The sequence below is a fragment of the Serratia sp. LTN-2 genome (assembly GCF_059740205.1).
This window is the reverse complement of sequence record NZ_JCAXDO010000037.1, coordinates 1-15,278: the sequence shown is the minus strand read 5'-3', so window position 1 is coordinate 15,278 and position 15,278 is coordinate 1. Positions and strand designations below refer to the sequence as shown.

The 15,278-nt window shown below is 58.1% G+C and carries 13 protein-coding genes and 1 tRNA gene; 13 read left to right on the top strand and 1 reads right to left on the bottom strand.

The genetic code is table 11. The annotated features are described in order from the left end of the window. Positions 1-4 precede the first annotated feature (4 nt). The 13 genes from AC6BYQ_RS27575 to yedF all read left to right on the top strand — a co-directional run bounded on the left by AC6BYQ_RS27575 (position 5) and on the right by yedF (position 13,907). Positions 5-81: transfer RNA gene (locus tag AC6BYQ_RS27575), tRNA-Met, on the top strand. Between the two features lie 217 nt (positions 82-298). After that, entirely contained in the window at positions 299-751 is a 453-nt protein-coding gene (gene rimP, locus AC6BYQ_RS27570; protein WP_004933515.1) for a ribosome maturation factor RimP, read from the top strand. A gap of 21 nt (positions 752-772) precedes the next feature. Continuing rightward, complete coding sequence (nusA, locus tag AC6BYQ_RS27565) at positions 773-2,281, top strand: transcription termination factor NusA (RefSeq protein ID WP_019453340.1); 1,509 nt, start codon at positions 773-775, stop codon at positions 2,279-2,281. A 23-nt stretch (positions 2,282-2,304) separates the two neighbouring features. After that, a complete protein-coding gene (infB, locus tag AC6BYQ_RS27560; protein WP_019453339.1) occupies positions 2,305-4,995 on the top strand; it encodes a translation initiation factor IF-2 in 2,691 nt (896 codons plus the stop codon). 70 nt (positions 4,996-5,065) lie between these two features. Continuing rightward, complete coding sequence (rbfA, locus tag AC6BYQ_RS27555) at positions 5,066-5,476, top strand: 30S ribosome-binding factor RbfA (protein WP_019453338.1); 411 nt, start codon at positions 5,066-5,068, stop codon at positions 5,474-5,476. Continuing rightward, on the top strand, positions 5,476-6,420 hold the full coding sequence (gene truB, locus AC6BYQ_RS27550) for a tRNA pseudouridine(55) synthase TruB (protein ID WP_004933505.1): 945 nt from the start codon (positions 5,476-5,478) through the stop codon (positions 6,418-6,420). The genes rbfA and truB overlap by 1 nt, the downstream gene beginning before the upstream one ends. A 124-nt stretch (positions 6,421-6,544) precedes the next feature. After that, entirely contained in the window at positions 6,545-6,814 is a 270-nt protein-coding gene (rpsO, locus tag AC6BYQ_RS27545) for a 30S ribosomal protein S15 (RefSeq protein WP_004933502.1), read from the top strand. A 256-nt stretch (positions 6,815-7,070) separates the two neighbouring features. Next, positions 7,071-9,188: a polyribonucleotide nucleotidyltransferase gene (gene pnp / locus AC6BYQ_RS27540; protein ID WP_019453336.1), complete on the top strand. Its 2,118-nt coding sequence runs from the start codon at positions 7,071-7,073 to the stop codon at positions 9,186-9,188. Between the two features lie 128 nt (positions 9,189-9,316). Beyond that, complete coding sequence (gene nlpI / locus AC6BYQ_RS27535) at positions 9,317-10,201, top strand: lipoprotein NlpI (RefSeq protein ID WP_004933495.1); 885 nt, start codon at positions 9,317-9,319, stop codon at positions 10,199-10,201. 116 nt (positions 10,202-10,317) lie between these two features. After that, entirely contained in the window at positions 10,318-10,398 is an 81-nt protein-coding gene (gene yrbN / locus AC6BYQ_RS27530) for a protein YrbN (RefSeq protein ID WP_099032700.1), read from the top strand. Continuing rightward, on the top strand, positions 10,388-12,310 hold the full coding sequence (locus AC6BYQ_RS27525) for a DEAD/DEAH family ATP-dependent RNA helicase (RefSeq protein WP_004933492.1): 1,923 nt from the start codon (positions 10,388-10,390) through the stop codon (positions 12,308-12,310). Before yrbN ends, AC6BYQ_RS27525 begins: the two co-directional genes overlap by 11 nt. A gap of 146 nt (positions 12,311-12,456) precedes the next feature. Then, positions 12,457-13,671 carry a selenium metabolism membrane protein YedE/FdhT gene (yedE, locus tag AC6BYQ_RS27520; RefSeq protein ID WP_019453334.1) on the top strand — a complete coding sequence of 405 codons (1,215 nt, stop codon included), beginning with the start codon at positions 12,457-12,459 and terminating at the stop codon, positions 13,669-13,671. Next, the gene (gene yedF, locus AC6BYQ_RS27515; RefSeq protein WP_004933486.1) at positions 13,668-13,907 is read left to right on the top strand and encodes a sulfurtransferase-like selenium metabolism protein YedF; all 240 of its coding nucleotides are present in this window, start codon (positions 13,668-13,670) and stop codon (positions 13,905-13,907) included. The genes yedE and yedF overlap by 4 nt, the downstream gene beginning before the upstream one ends. A 37-nt stretch (positions 13,908-13,944) precedes the next feature. Here the strand turns inward: yedF and AC6BYQ_RS27510 are convergent, their stop codons facing one another. Then, positions 13,945-14,958, bottom strand: coding sequence for a luciferase-like monooxygenase (locus AC6BYQ_RS27510; RefSeq protein WP_175565696.1), 1,014 nt, complete (start codon positions 14,956-14,958; stop codon positions 13,945-13,947). Between the last annotated feature and the right edge of the window lie 320 nt (positions 14,959-15,278).

Here is a 15,278-nt window from a genome sequence, read left to right as displayed (position 1 = left end):
CGGACGCGGGGTGGAGCAGCCTGGTAGCTCGTCGGGCTCATAACCCGAAGGTCGTCGGTTCAAATCCGGCCCCCGCAACCACTTTCCTTTAAGTGTTTATTTTCAAATACACTTTTCGATTGAAACCCGCTTTTCTCGATCAACATTTGAAAATGACACTTGCTCGAAAGTTGTACCGAGGCCGCCTAGCGGCAAACAGGGTCCAGTTGCATAAAGCCCCGATTTTTCGGGGTTTTTTGTTATTTGGCAACAGAATCACTGGGCTATTTAGCCCTTTTTTTATGTCTTGGGGGTGGGCTTGTCCACATTAGAGCAACAGTTAACAGAGATGCTTTCGGCACCCGTAGAAGCGTTGGGCTTTGAGCTTGTAGGCATCGAATTCATTCGTGCGCGCCAATCGACGCTCCGCATCTATATTGATAGTGACAACGGCATCAATGTTGATGATTGCGCTGATGTCAGCCACCAGGTCAGCGCTGTATTGGACGTCGAAGATCCAATCACGGTCGCTTACAACTTGGAAGTCTCCTCTCCTGGCCTTGATCGCCCGATGTTCACCGCAGAACACTATACGCGTTACCTCGGTGAAGAAGTCAGCCTGGTCCTGCGCATGGCGGTACAGAACCGTCGCAAGTGGCAGGGTATTATCAAGTCTGTCGAAGGCGAGATGATCACGGTTACTGTGGAAGGGAAAGATGAAGTGTTCGCGCTGAGCAACATCCAGAAAGCGAACCTGGTACCCCACTTTTAAAGTTTGGAAGAGGCAACTAGGATGAACAAAGAGATTCTGGCTGTTGTTGAAGCAGTTTCCAATGAAAAATCCCTTCCGCGTGAGAAGATTTTCGAAGCGCTGGAAACTGCATTAGCCACCGCAACCAAGAAAAAATACGAGCAGGAAATCGACGTGCGCGTCAGCATTGACCGCAGAACCGGCGATTTCGATACCTTCCGCCGTTGGGTCGCCGTAGACGAAGTGACTCAGCCAACGCGTGAAATCACGCTGGAAGCCGCTCAGTTTGAAGATCCGAGCATCGAGCTCGGTGGCTACGTCGAAGATCAGATCGAATCCGTGACCTTCGACCGTATCACCACCCAAACCGCCAAGCAGGTTATCGTGCAGAAAGTGCGCGAAGCCGAGCGTGCGATGGTGGTCGACGCTTTCCGTGAACACGAAGGCGAGATCGTCACCGGCGTGGTGAAGAAAGTGAACCGCGACAGCATCGCGCTGGATCTGGGCAACAACGCCGAAGCGGTGATTGGCCGTGAAGACATGCTGCCGCGCGAAAACTTCCGTCCGGGCGACCGCATTCGCGGCGTACTGTACGCCGTGCGTCCTGAAGCTCGCGGCGCGCAGCTGTTCGTCAGCCGTTCCAGCTCGGAAATGCTGAAAGAACTGTTCCGCATCGAAGTGCCGGAAATCGGCGAAGAAGTGATTGAAATTAAAGCGGCAGCCCGCGATCCTGGCTCCCGCGCGAAAATTGCAGTGAAAACCAACGACAAGCGCATCGACCCGGTCGGCGCTTGCGTAGGCATGCGCGGTGCGCGCGTTCAGGCCGTGTCGAGCGAGCTCGGCGGCGAACGTATCGACATCATCCTGTGGGATGATAACCCTGCGCAATTCGTCATCAACGCCATGGCGCCGGCAGACGTCGCGTCGATCGTGGTAGACGAAGATAACTGCACCATGGATATCGCCGTTGAAGCCAGCAACCTGGCGCAGGCGATCGGCCGTAACGGCCAAAACGTGCGTTTGGCTTCCCAGCTGCTGAAACAACACCGCGGCGACGATCGTTGGGAACTGAACGTGATGACGGCGGACGACCTGCAGGCCAAGCACCAGGCCGAGGCTCATGCCGCTATTGATACCTTCACCAAGTATCTTGATATCGACGAAGATTTCGCCACCGTACTGGTTGAAGAAGGCTTCTCCACGCTGGAAGAGCTGGCCTACGTGCCGATCAAAGAGCTGTTGGAAATCGACGGTCTGGATGAAGATACGGTTGAAGCATTGCGCGAACGCGCCAAAGCTGCATTGACCACGCTGGCCCTGGCACAAGAAGAAAGCCTGGGCGACAACAAACCGGCCGACGATTTGCTCAACCTGCCGGGTCTTGAGCGCAGCATGGCCTTTAAACTGGCCGCGCGTGGGGTTTGTACGCTGGAAGATCTTGCCGAGCAGGGTGTTGACGATCTGGCTGATATTGAAGGGCTTAGCGATGAGCAAGCCGGCGAGCTGATCATGGCTGCACGCAATATCTGTTGGTTTGGCGACAACGCGTAATAACTGTAGCAGGAAGGAACAGCATGACGACAGATGTAACCGTAAAATCGCTGGCAGCAGAGATTCAGACTCCGGTTGATCGCCTGGTACAGCAGTTTGCTGATGCAGGGATCAACAAGTCCGAGTCGGACTCTGTTACCCAGCAAGAAAAAGAAACATTGCTGGCGCACCTGAACCGTGAACACGGCAGCGCGCCGGGTAAACTCACTTTGCAGCGCAAAACGCGCAGCACCTTGAATATCCCGAGCACCGGCGGTAAAAGTAAATCGGTGCAAATTGAGGTCCGCAAGAAACGCACTTATGTAAATCGCGATACGCAGGAAGCCCAGTTGGCTGAAGCGGCAGAGCAGGCACAGCGTGAAGCGGAAGAGCAGGCACGGCGTGAAGCGGAAGAGCTCGCAAAACGCGAAGCGGAAGCGAAGCGCGCAGCCGAAGAGCAAGCCAAACGTGAGGCCGCGGAGATTGCTAAGCGTAATTCAGCGGAAAAAGAAAAAGTGACCAATCAACATACCGACGAAATGACCAAGCCAGCTCAGGCGGAAAAAGCACGCCGTGAAGCCGAAGCCGCTGAACTGAAACGTAAAGCGGAAGAGGAAGTGCGCCGCAAGGTTGAAGAGGAAGCCAAGCGCGTGGCGGAAGAAGCCCGTCGCATGGCCGAAGAGAACGGCGAGAAGTGGGCCCAGGCCGACGCGGCAAGCGCTGCGGTTGAAAGCGCCGACTATCACGTGACCACCTCTCAGCACGCCCGTGCCGCTGAAGACGAAAACGACGCCAAAGTTGAAGGCGATCGTCGCAGCCGCACCCGCGGCGGCAAAGCCACCAAGCAGAAGAAAGGCAACAAGCTGTCCGAATCCAAAGCGGATCGCGAAGAAGCGCGCGCCGTTACCCGTGGCGGTAAAGGCGGCAAACGCAAGCCTAGCGCTCTGCAGCAGGGCTTCAACAAGCCGGCGCAGGTGGTTAACCGCGACGTGGTGATCGGTGAAACCATCACCGTGGCCGAGCTGGCCAACAAGATGGCGGTAAAAGGTTCTCAGGTCATCAAAGTGATGATGAAGCTGGGCGCCATGGCCACCATCAACCAGGTTATCGACCAGGAAACCGCACAGCTGGTTGCCGAAGAGATGGGCCACAAAGTTATCCTGCGTCGTGAAAACGAGCTGGAAGAAGCGCTGATGAGCGACCGTGATACGGGCGCTGCGGCTGAACCGCGTGCGCCGGTCGTGACCATCATGGGCCACGTTGACCACGGTAAAACCTCTCTGCTGGACTACATCCGCTCCACTAAAGTGGCGGCGGGCGAAGCCGGCGGCATTACCCAGCACATCGGTGCCTACCACGTAGAAACCGAGAACGGCATGATCACCTTCCTGGATACCCCGGGCCACGCCGCGTTTACCTCGATGCGTGCTCGCGGTGCTCAGGCAACTGACATCGTGGTTCTGGTGGTGGCGGCTGATGACGGCGTGATGCCACAGACCATCGAAGCTATCCAGCACGCGAAAGCGGCGCAGGTGCCATTGGTGGTTGCGGTTAACAAAATCGACAAACCGGAAGCCGATCCGGACCGCGTTAAGCAGGAACTGTCTCAGTACGGCGTTATGCCGGAAGAGTGGGGCGGCGAAGCGCAGTTCGTACACGTGTCCGCGAAAGCCGGTACCGGTATCGACGAACTGCTGCAGGCTATCCTGCTGCAGGCCGAAGTTCTGGAACTGAAAGCGGTACGCAGCGGCATGGCGAGCGGCGTAGTGATCGAGTCCTTCCTGGATAAAGGCCGTGGCCCAGTGGCTACCGTGCTGGTTCAGGAAGGTACGCTGAACAAGGGCGACATCGTCCTGTGTGGCTTCGAATACGGCCGTGTGCGTGCGATGCGCGACGAATTGGGCCGTGAAGTGACCTCCGCCGGTCCGTCTATCCCTGTGGAAATCCTGGGTCTGTCCAGCGTGCCTGCAGCGGGTGACGAAGCGACCGTAGTGCGTGACGAGAAGAAAGCGCGTGAAGTGGCGCTGTATCGTCAGGGCAAGTTCCGCGAAGTCAAACTGGCGCGTCAGCAGAAGTCCAAGCTGGAAAACATGTTCGCCAACATGACCGACGGCGAAGTGTCCGAGCTGAACATCGTACTGAAATCCGACGTTCAGGGTTCTTGCGAAGCGATCAGCGACTCGCTGCTGAAACTCTCCACCGACGAAGTGAAGGTGAAGATTGTCGGCTCCGGCGTAGGTGGTATCACCGAAACCGACGCGACGCTGGCTGCGGCTTCCAACGCCATCATCCTGGGCTTCAACGTGCGTGCCGACGCTTCTGCGCGCCGCGTGATCGAAGCGGAAAGCCTGGATCTGCGTTACTACTCCGTGATCTATAACCTGATCGACGAAGTGAAGCAGGCGATGAGCGGTATGCTGGCGCCGGAATACAAGCAGCAGATCATCGGCCTGGCCGAAGTGCGCGACGTGTTCAAATCGCCTAAGTTCGGCGCTATCGCCGGCTGTATGGTTACCGAAGGGACCATCAAGCGTCACAACCCAATCCGCGTACTGCGCGACAACGTGGTTATCTATGAAGGCGAGCTGGAATCCCTGCGCCGCTTCAAAGATGACGTTAACGAAGTCCGTAACGGCATGGAATGTGGTATCGGCGTTAAGAACTATAACGACGTGCGCGTCGGCGACATGATCGAAGTGTTCGAGATCATTGAGATCCAACGCACCATCGCTTAACGATTGCACATCTGCTTATATCTGTTTACGGGGGGCCTTTGTGCCCCCCGATTTGTCTGGAGAATCCAAAATGGCAAAAGAATTCAGCCGCGGTCAACGCGTGGCGCAAGAGATGCAGAAAGAGATTGCGATCATTCTGCAGCGTGAAGTGAAAGATCCGCGCGTCGGCATGGCGACCGTTTCCGGCGTGGAAGTGTCCCGTGATCTGGCGTACGCCAAGGTTTACGTCACCTTCCTGAACGTGCTGACCGAGAACCACGATCCGGATCTGGTCAACAACGGCATCAAAGCGTTGCAAGACGCTTCCGGTTACATCCGCACCCTGCTGGGCAAAGCGATGCGCCTGCGCGTGGTGCCGGAGCTGACCTTCGCCTACGATAACTCCCTGGTGGAAGGCATGCGCATGTCCAACCTGGTGACCAATGTGGTGAAGAACGACGCCGAGCGCCGTTCCGCCTCAGGCGATGACAAGGAGGACTGATGAGTCGCCCTCGTCGCCGCGGCCGTGATATCCACGGCGTGCTGTTGCTGGACAAGCCGCAGGGTTTGTCGTCCAACGATGCGCTGCAAAAAGTAAAGCGCCTGTACAACGCCAACCGGGCGGGTCACACCGGCGCGCTCGATCCGCTGGCGACCGGCATGTTGCCTATCTGCCTGGGTGAAGCGACCAAGTTTTCGCAATATCTGCTCGATTCCGACAAGCGCTATCGGGTGATCGCCAAGCTGGGGCAGCGTACCGATACCTCGGACGCCGACGGTCAGATCGTGCAGGAGCGCCCGGTGAACTTCACCCAGGCGCAGCTCGACGCGGCGCTGGACACCTTCCGCGGCGACATCCAGCAGGTGCCGTCGATGTATTCGGCGCTGAAATACCAGGGCAAGAAACTCTACGAGTATGCGCGCCAGGGGATTGAAGTGCCGCGCGAAGCGCGCAGCATCACGGTGTACGAGCTGCAGTTTATCCGCTGGGAAGGGGATGAGCTGGAGCTGGAGATCCACTGCTCGAAAGGCACTTACATCCGCACCATCACCGACGATCTCGGCGAGCTGCTGGGCTGCGGCGCGCACGTGATCTATCTGCGTCGCCTGCAGGTGGCGACTTACCCGATCGCGCGCATGGTGACGCTGGAACAGCTGAACGCCTTGCTGGCGCAGGCGCAGGAACAAGCGATCGCCCCCGGCGAGCTGCTCGATCCGCTGCTGATGCCGATGGACAGCCCGGTTGAGAACTATCCGGAAGTGAATTTGCTGCCGGTGGTGGCGGGCTACGTCAAGCAGGGGCAGCCGGTGCAGGTGGCCGGTGCGCCGGCCTCCGGTATGGTGCGTATCACCGAGGGTGAAGAGCGGAAATTCATCGGCGTTGGCGACATCGCCGAGGATGGTCGCGTGGCGCCGCGCCGCCTGGTGGTCGAACATTTCGACTGACGGCGGGGCACTGCGTCGCCTTGCGATCGCACTGCGCTAAGAGTAGAATGGCGCAGCTTATGCATTGGGTTGCTGAATTAGAGATCGGCGCCTGTTTTTATTATCTATAATCTGGAGTATTACAATGTCTCTAAGTGTTGAAGCTAAAGCTCAAATCGTAGCTGATTTCGGTCGTGGTACTAACGACAGCGGTTCTACCGAAGTTCAGGTTGCCCTGCTGACTGCGCAGATCAACCATCTGCAAGGCCACTTCTCCGAGCACAAAAAAGATCACCACAGCCGTCGTGGTCTGCTGCGTATGGTTTCTCAGCGTCGTAAGCTGCTGGACTACCTGAAGCGTAAAGATGTAGCACGTTACACCAGCCTGATCGAGCGTCTGGGTCTGCGTCGCTAATCTAGCAAGTTTCAGTGGAAAGGGGCCTATTTTGGCCCCTTTCTTCTAGGAAGCATAAGCAAATCAGGTTAATGTATTACTGATGTTTCCAAACAGGTTCTTCCGTTACAGAGGTTCGCGCGGCTAATGAGAGGCTTTATCTCCCGCCTGAGATAAGGATTGTCATTAGTCGCGAGGATGTAGTGAGAAGGCAAATCGAGTCACAGGCGTGTCGAGTCGTCAATGCGATTGCGCGCCGCTAATCAAGGATATAATTTTGCTGACACCGATCATTCGCAAATTCCAGTATGGCCAGCATACCGTCACCATCGAAACCGGTATGATGGCTCGTCAGGCCACTGCCGCCGTTATGGTGAGCATGGATGACACCGCCGTCTTCGTTACCGTTGTTGGCCAGAAGAAAGCCAAGCCGGGCCAGAGCTTCTTCCCGCTGACCGTTAACTACCAAGAGCGTACCTACGCCGCCGGCCGTATCCCGGGCAGCTTCTTCCGTCGCGAAGGCCGTCCGAGCGAAGGCGAGACCCTGACTTCCCGTCTGATTGACCGTCCGATCCGTCCACTGTTCCCGGACAATTTCCTGAACGAAGTTCAGGTGATCGCGACCGTGGTTTCCGTTAACCCGCAGGTGAACCCGGACATCGTTGCGATGATCGGTGCCTCTGCCGCCCTGAGCCTGTCCGGTATTCCGTTCAACGGCCCAATCGGCGCAGCGCGCGTAGGTTACATCAACGATCAGTACGTGCTGAACCCGACGACCGACGAGCTGAAAGAAAGCCGTCTGGACCTGGTGGTTGCCGGTACTGCCGGTGCGGTGCTGATGGTTGAATCCGAAGCGGACGTGCTGAGCGAAGATCAGATGCTGGGCGCCGTGGTATTCGGCCACGACCAGCAGCAAGTGGTTATCGAGAACATCAACGCTCTGGTTGCCGAAGCCGGCAAACCGAAGTGGGATTGGCAGGCGCCAGCGGTCAACGAAGCGCTGCACGCGCGCGTGGCTGAACTGGCCGAAGCTCGCCTGGGCGACGCTTACCACATCACCGAAAAACAAGAGCGTTACGCTCAGGTTGACGCGATCAAAGACAGCGTAGTTGAAACCCTGCTGGCGCAGGACGAAACGCTGGACGCCGGCGAAATCCAGGACATCCTGGGCAACGTCGAGAAGAACGTGGTGCGCAGCCGCGTACTGCGTGGCGAGCCGCGTATCGACGGCCGTGAAAAAGACATGATCCGTGGCCTGGACGTGCGCACCGGCGTACTGCCGCGCACCCACGGTTCCGCGCTGTTCACCCGTGGCGAAACTCAGGCGCTGGTTACCGCGACCCTGGGCACCGCGCGCGACGCCCAGAACCTGGACGAGCTGATGGGCGAGAAGACCGACAGCTTCCTGTTCCACTACAACTTCCCTCCGTACTCCGTAGGCGAAACCGGCATGGTCGGTTCTCCTAAGCGTCGTGAAATCGGTCACGGTCGCCTGGCGAAACGCGGCGTATTGGCTATGATGCCTAAACCGGAAGATTTCCCGTACACGGTTCGCGTGGTGTCTGAAATCACCGAATCCAACGGTTCTTCTTCCATGGCTTCCGTGTGCGGCGCGTCTCTGGCGCTGATGGACGCCGGTGTGCCAATCAAGGCCGCCGTTGCGGGTATCGCGATGGGCCTGGTGAAAGAAGCCGATAACTTTGTGGTTCTGTCCGACATTCTGGGTGACGAAGATCACCTGGGCGACATGGACTTCAAAGTGGCCGGTAGCCGCGACGGTATCACCGCGCTGCAGATGGACATCAAAATCGAAGGCATCACCCGCGAAATCATGCAGGTGGCTCTGAACCAGGCCAAGGGCGCGCGTCTGCACATCTTGGGCGTAATGGAACAGGCTATCAGCACCCCGCGCGGCGATATCTCCGAATTCGCACCGCGTATTCATACTATCCGCATCAACCCGGATAAGATTAAAGACGTGATCGGTAAGGGCGGTTCCGTTATCCGCGCGCTGACCGAAGAGACTGGCACTACCATCGAAATTGAAGATGATGGTACAGTTAAAATCGCAGCGACCGACGGTGAGAAGGCGAAATTCGCTATCCGTCGTATCGAAGAGATCACGGCAGAGATCGAAGTGGGCCGTATTTACCAGGGTAAAGTGACCCGTATCGTTGATTTCGGCGCGTTCGTCGCTATCGGCGGTGGTAAAGAAGGTCTGGTGCACATTTCTCAGATCGCCGACAAGCGCGTCGAGAAAGTGACCGACTATCTGCAGATGGGTCAGGAAGTGCCGGTTAAGGTACTGGAAGTTGACCGTCAGGGCCGCGTGCGTCTGAGCATCAAAGAAGCGATGGCGCCGGAAGCAGGTTCACCTGCGCCTGAAGCAGAATAACTGTATAGATAGTTTTACAGCTCCCCGCCATGGGGTTGGGAGCTGTTCGTATCGCGCGGGTAGGATGCCCGCGTTTTAGCAAACGGAGGACAGGACGTTCATCCAATGTTTGTCTTCGGGAGTGGGAAATGAAGCCTTTCTTGCGCTGGTGTTACGTTGCGACAGCACTCATGCTGGCAGGATGCAGCAACCATGATTGGCGTAAAGACGAAGTTTTGGCAATCCCGTTGCAGCCAACGTTGCAGCAGGAAGTGATCCTGGCGCGCATGGAACAAATTCTTGCCAGCCGGGCACTGACGGATGACGAACGCGCACAGCTTTTATATGAGCGCGGTGTGCTGTATGATAGCCTCGGGTTACGTGCATTAGCGCGCAATGATTTCTCGCAGGCGCTGGCGATACGTCCCGACATGCCGGAAGTTTTCAACTACCTGGGCATTTACTTAACGCAGGCAGGCAATTTTGATGCTGCCTATGAAGCGTTTGATTCTGTACTAGAGCTTGATCCAACTTACAATTACGCGCGTTTAAACCGGGGCATCGCACTGTATTATGGCGGCCGCTTCCCGTTGGCGCAGGATGATCTGCAGGCGTTTTATCAAGACGACCCAAACGATCCCTTCCGTTCGTTATGGCTGTATCTGGTGGAGCGAGAAATCGATCCCAAGAAGGCCGAGGTAGCGCTTCAGCAGCGCTATGACAAAGCGGACAGAGGGCAATGGGGATGGAATATTGTCGAATTCTACCTGGGCAAGATCAGCGAAAAAACGCTGATGGAACGCCTCAAGGCAGATGCAACGGATAACACTTCGCTCGCTGAGCATCTCAGTGAAACTGACTTCTATTTGGGTAAACACTACCTGAGTCTGGGGGACAAGGACACCGCTTCGGCGCTGTTCAAACTGACGGTGTCTAACAACGTTCACAACTTCGTTGAGCACCGCTATGCATTGTTGGAATTGGCGCTTTTGGGCCAAGAGCAAGACGACCTATCGGAATCGGACCAGCAATAGCTGACGAACACCTATCAGCCTGATGGACATTGGTTTTTAACCAAAGTTATCGCCTTAACGGGCGAGGGCTTTTTTGTTCGTTTTATAATCTAATTTGAGCCGGTTCACACTTTTCAATGAAAATGACTGAAAATTTTCTCGACGAGTTATGTAGACTGGCTGCCATTATTAATGAGGCACGTGTACATGACGACTGAGTTTGAAACCTCTTTTGCTGATCTGGGGCTGTCTGCTCCAATCATTTCCGCCCTGAACGATCTGGGCTATGAAAAACCATCTCCGATCCAGGCTGAGTGTATTCCTCACCTGTTGAACGGCCGCGACGTGCTGGGCATGGCACAGACCGGTAGTGGTAAAACTGCAGCGTTCTCGCTGCCGCTGCTGCACAACCTGCAGGCAGACCTGAAAGCACCTCAGATCCTGGTGCTGGCACCGACCCGCGAACTGGCGGTTCAGGTTGCTGAAGCGATGACCGATTTCTCCAAACACATGAACGGCGTCAACGTGGTAGCCCTGTACGGCGGCCAGCGTTACGACGTGCAGCTGCGCGCTCTGCGCCAGGGCCCGCAAATCGTTGTGGGTACCCCAGGCCGTCTGCTGGACCACCTGAAGCGCGGCACCCTGAACCTCTCTAACCTGAGCGGCCTGGTGCTGGATGAAGCCGACGAAATGCTGCGCATGGGCTTTATCGAAGACGTAGAAACCATCATGGCTGAGATCCCGGCTGAACATCAGACCGCGCTGTTCTCCGCCACCATGCCGGAAGCGATCCGTCGCATCACCCGCCGCTTCATGAAAGAGCCGCAGGAAGTGCGCATCCAGTCCAGCGTGACCACCCGTCCGGACATCAGCCAGAGCTACTGGTCGGTCTACGGCATGCGTAAAAACGAAGCGCTGGTGCGTTTCCTGGAAGCCGAAGACTTTGACGCGGCGATCATCTTCGTTCGTACCAAGAACGCGACCCTGGAAGTGGCCGAAGCGCTGGAGCGCAGCGGTTACAGCAGCGCCGCGCTGAACGGCGACATGAACCAGGCGCTGCGTGAGCAGACTCTGGAGCGTCTGAAAGACGGTCGTCTGGATATCCTGATCGCGACCGACGTTGCGGCCCGTGGCCTGGACGTTGAGCGCATCAGCCTGGTTGTCAACTACGACATCCCGATGGACTCCGAGTCTTACGTTCACCGTATCGGCCGTACCGGTCGTGCGGGCCGCGCCGGCCGCGCGCTGCTGTTCGTGGAAAACCGCGAACGCCGCCTGCTGCGCAACATCGAACGCACCATGAAGCTGACCATCCCTGAAGTGGAACTGCCGAACGCAGAACTGCTGGGCGAGCGTCGTCTGGCCAAGTTCGCCGCGAAAGTTCAGCAACAGCTGGAAAGCAGCGATCTGGACCTGTACCGCGCACTGCTGACCAAACTGCAGCCGGAAGAAGAGCTGGATATGGAAACTCTGGCCGCAGCGCTGCTGAAAATGGCACAGGGCGAACGTCCGCTGATCCTGCCGCCGGATCCGGTCTTCAAGCCGCGTCAGCGCCGCGAGTTCAACGACCGTGACGATCGTCGCGGTGATCGTGGCGACCGTCGTGACAGCCGTGACGGCGATCGTCCGCGTCGCGAACGTCGTGACGTTGGCGAAATGCAGCTGTACCGCATCGAAGTGGGCCGTGACGATGGCGTTGAAGTTCGTCACATCGTTGGCGCTATCGCTAACGAAGGCGACATCAGCAGCCGTTACATCGGTAACATCAAGCTGTTCGCTTCCCACTCCACCATCGAGCTGCCAAAAGGTATGCCGGGCGAGATCCTGAATCACTTCACTCGCACTCGCATCCTGAACAAGCCGATGAACATGCAGCTGCTGGGCGATGCACAGCCGTTCGAACGTCGCGAGCGTCGTGACGGTGGCAACGGTGGCGAGCGTCGCGGCAACGGTCGTCCGTTCAACGGCGAACGTCGCGAAGGCGGCCCGCGTCGCTCCTTCGGTGAACGTCGTGAAGGCGGTAACGGCGGCGAGCGTCGTGGCGGTAACTACAACCGTGACGGCAAGCCGGCGCCACGCCGTGATGACGGCGCACCGGCAGCACCACGTCGTCGTTTCGGCGACGCGTAATCGCTGATTCGCCGTTCGCGGTGAAGCGCTCTGAAAAACCAGCCTGCGGGCTGGTTTTTTTATGCCTGAAAGTTGCCGTCAAACGCCCCTGAATGGCGTATCATTCATAAGGTTTTTTCTTACGGATGATATGCACGGGAGATGCCATGAGTTGGCAGCAGTTTAAATCTCAATACCTGGTGCGCTTTTGGGCGCCGCTGCCGGCGGTGATCGCCGCCGGGATCCTTTCTACCTACTACTTCGGCATGACCGGCACCTTCTGGGCGGTGACCGGCGAGTTCACCCGCTGGGGCGGCCATGTGCTGCAGTGGTTCGGCCTGCACCCCGAGCAGTGGGGCTATTTCAAGGTCATCGGCCTGCAGGGCACGCCGCTGGAGCGCATCGACGGGCGGATGATCATCGGCATGTTCGCCGGCTGCATCGCCGCCGCGCTGTGGGCCAACAACATCAAACTGCGTCAGCCGCAGCACCGCATTCGCATCGTGCAGGCGCTGCTGGGCGGCATCATCGCCGGCTTCGGCGCACGCCTGGCGATGGGCTGCAACCTGGCGGCGTTTTTCACCGGCATTCCGCAGTTCTCGTTACACGCCTGGTTCTTCGCGCTGGCGACCGCCGCCGGCTCCTACTTCGGCGCCAAATTCACGCTGCTGCCGATGTTCCGCATTCCGATCAAGTTGCAAAAGGTGAAGGCCGCCGCGCCGCTGACGCAGAAGCCTGAGCAGGCGCGTCGCCGTTTCCGGCTGGGCATGGCGATCTTCGGCCTGGCGGTGGCCTGGTCGCTGTGGACACTGTTCGATGCGCCGAAGCTCGGCATCGCCATGCTGTTCGGCATCGGCTTTGGCCTGCTGATCGAGCGCGCGCAGATCTGCTTCACTTCGGCGTTCCGCGATCTGTGGATCACCGGGCGCACCCACATGGCGAAAGCCATCATCATCGGCATGGCGGTGAGCGCCATCGGTATCTTCAGCTATGTGCAGCTGGGCGTGGCGCCGAAGATCATGTGGGCCGGCCCGAATGCGGTGCTCGGCGGTTTGCTGTTCGGCTTCGGCATCGTGCTGGCCGGCGGTTGCGAGACCGGCTGGATGTACCGCGCCGTGGAAGGGCAGGTGCACTACTGGTGGGTGGGGCTGGGCAACATCATCGGCGCTACGCTGCTGGCCTATTACTGGGACGACCTGGCGCCGGCGCTGGCGACCGACTACGACAAGATTAACCTGCTCGATACCTTCGGCCCGATCGGCGGCCTGCTGGTGACTTACCTGCTGCTGGCGCTGGCCTTCGCCGCCATGCTGTGGTGGGAGAAACGCTTTTTCCGCGCCCGGCCTGAGGCGCAGGTGGTGAATTTGAGGAGCATGCCATGAAAGAGACGACGATAGTGCCGGACTACCGGCTGGACATGCTGGGCGAGCCTTGCCCGTACCCGGCGGTGGCGACGCTGGAGGCGATGCCGCAGCTGAAGCCGGGGGAGATCCTGGAGGTGATCAGCGATTGCCCGCAGTCGATCAACAACATCCCGCTCGATGCGCGCAACCACGGCTACAAGGTGCTGGATATTCAACAGGACGGGCCGACCATCCGCTATCTGATTCAGCGTTAACGCCAAGGCGGTGGGGTTTCCACCGCCTTTTCGCTTTTTAGCCCTTCACGATGTCGCCTTTCACCCCGGCGACAATCTCGAACGAACGCAGCCGCGCCTGATGATCGAAGATCTGGCCGTTGACCATGATCTCGTCGGCATCGGTTTCACGCAGCAGCGTTTGCAGCCCGTGGCGCACCGTATTTTCGTCGCCGACGATCGACATCCGCAGCGCCTGCTCGACGCCGTATTGCTCACCTGCGGTCCACAGCGCGTGGATGTTATCCACCGGCGGCGGCAGCGGGCCGGGCGAACCGCGGCGCAGATTGATGAACTGCTGTTGCATCGAGCTGAACAGGAAGCGCGCGTCGCGGTCGCTGTCGGCGGCGATCACGTTGACGCACACCATGGCGTGCGGCTGCGCCAGCTGTTTGGACGGTTTGAAGTTCTCGCGGTACAGCTGCAGCGCCTGGAACAGCATATCCGGGGCGAAGTGCGAAGCGAAGGCGAACGGCAGGCCGAGCTGTGCCGCCAGCTGCGCGCTGTAGAGGCTGGAGCCGAGCAGCCAGAGCGGCACATGCAGCCCCTGGCCCGGCACCGCCTGCACCGGCTGGCCGGGCTGCGCATCGCAGAAGTAGTTTTGCAGTTCCTGCACGTCACGCGGGAAGGTATCCACGTCGCCGGACAGGTGGCGGCGCAAGGCCATCATGGTGCGCTGATCGGTGCCAGGCGCGCGGCCCAGCCCCAGATCGATGCGGCCGGGGTAGAGCGATTCCAGCGTGCCGAACTGCTCGGCGATCACCAGCGGCGCATGGTTCGGCAGCATTACGCCGCCGGAGCCGAGGCGAATGCTTTGGGTGCCGGCGGCCAGATAGCCCAGCAGCACCGAGGTGGCGGCGCTACCGATGCCGGTCATGTTGTGGTGCTCGGCCAGCCAGTAGCGCTGGTAGCCCCAGCGTTCGGCGTGTTGCGCCAGATCCAGCGAACAGTGGAAAGCGTCGCGCGCTTTGGCCCCTTGCGGAATTGGCGATAAATCCAGTACCGACAGCGGTACGGCAGTGTTTTCAGTCATGACATCGTCCATCAGAGAGTGGATCGCTTAAAGGGCGATTGCAGAGGTCTGCATACCAAAAAGCCGAAAATGATGCTTTTTAGTGTTAAAAGCATAATCCAATTTATAGTTATAAAAGAGGAGATATGTGCTTGTGATATCCTCATGAGAGCAATGGTGTTTTTTGGAGCAATTTGAAATATGGAAATGATAATACTCGCCCGCCGCTTACCGTTCCGGGAACTGACATAATGAAAAAAAAGACGTTGTTTACCCTATTGCTGATGATGGTGGCGATCGCATTGGCGATCCTGTTCCGCGCGCACAACCAGGATTTGTTG

Excerpts from the sequence above, each read along its gene's own strand:
- nusA (WP_019453340.1), top strand. The coding sequence starts at position 773 with ATGAACAAAGAGATTCTGGCTGTTGTTGAAGCAGTTTCCAATGAAAAA.
- infB (WP_019453339.1), top strand. The coding sequence starts at position 2,305 with ATGACGACAGATGTAACCGTAAAATCGCTGGCAGCAGAGATTCAGACT.
- rbfA (WP_019453338.1), top strand. The coding sequence starts at position 5,066 with ATGGCAAAAGAATTCAGCCGCGGTCAACGCGTGGCGCAAGAGATGCAG.
- truB (WP_004933505.1), top strand. The coding sequence starts at position 5,476 with ATGAGTCGCCCTCGTCGCCGCGGCCGTGATATCCACGGCGTGCTGTTG.
- rpsO (WP_004933502.1), top strand. The coding sequence starts at position 6,545 with ATGTCTCTAAGTGTTGAAGCTAAAGCTCAAATCGTAGCTGATTTCGGT.
- nlpI (WP_004933495.1), top strand. The coding sequence starts at position 9,317 with ATGAAGCCTTTCTTGCGCTGGTGTTACGTTGCGACAGCACTCATGCTG.
- yrbN (WP_099032700.1), top strand. The coding sequence starts at position 10,318 with ATGAAAATGACTGAAAATTTTCTCGACGAGTTATGTAGACTGGCTGCC.
- AC6BYQ_RS27525 (WP_004933492.1), top strand. The coding sequence starts at position 10,388 with ATGACGACTGAGTTTGAAACCTCTTTTGCTGATCTGGGGCTGTCTGCT.
- yedE (WP_019453334.1), top strand. The coding sequence starts at position 12,457 with ATGAGTTGGCAGCAGTTTAAATCTCAATACCTGGTGCGCTTTTGGGCG.
- yedF (WP_004933486.1), top strand. The coding sequence starts at position 13,668 with ATGAAAGAGACGACGATAGTGCCGGACTACCGGCTGGACATGCTGGGC.
- AC6BYQ_RS27510 (WP_175565696.1), bottom strand. The coding sequence starts at position 14,958 with ATGACTGAAAACACTGCCGTACCGCTGTCGGTACTGGATTTATCGCCA.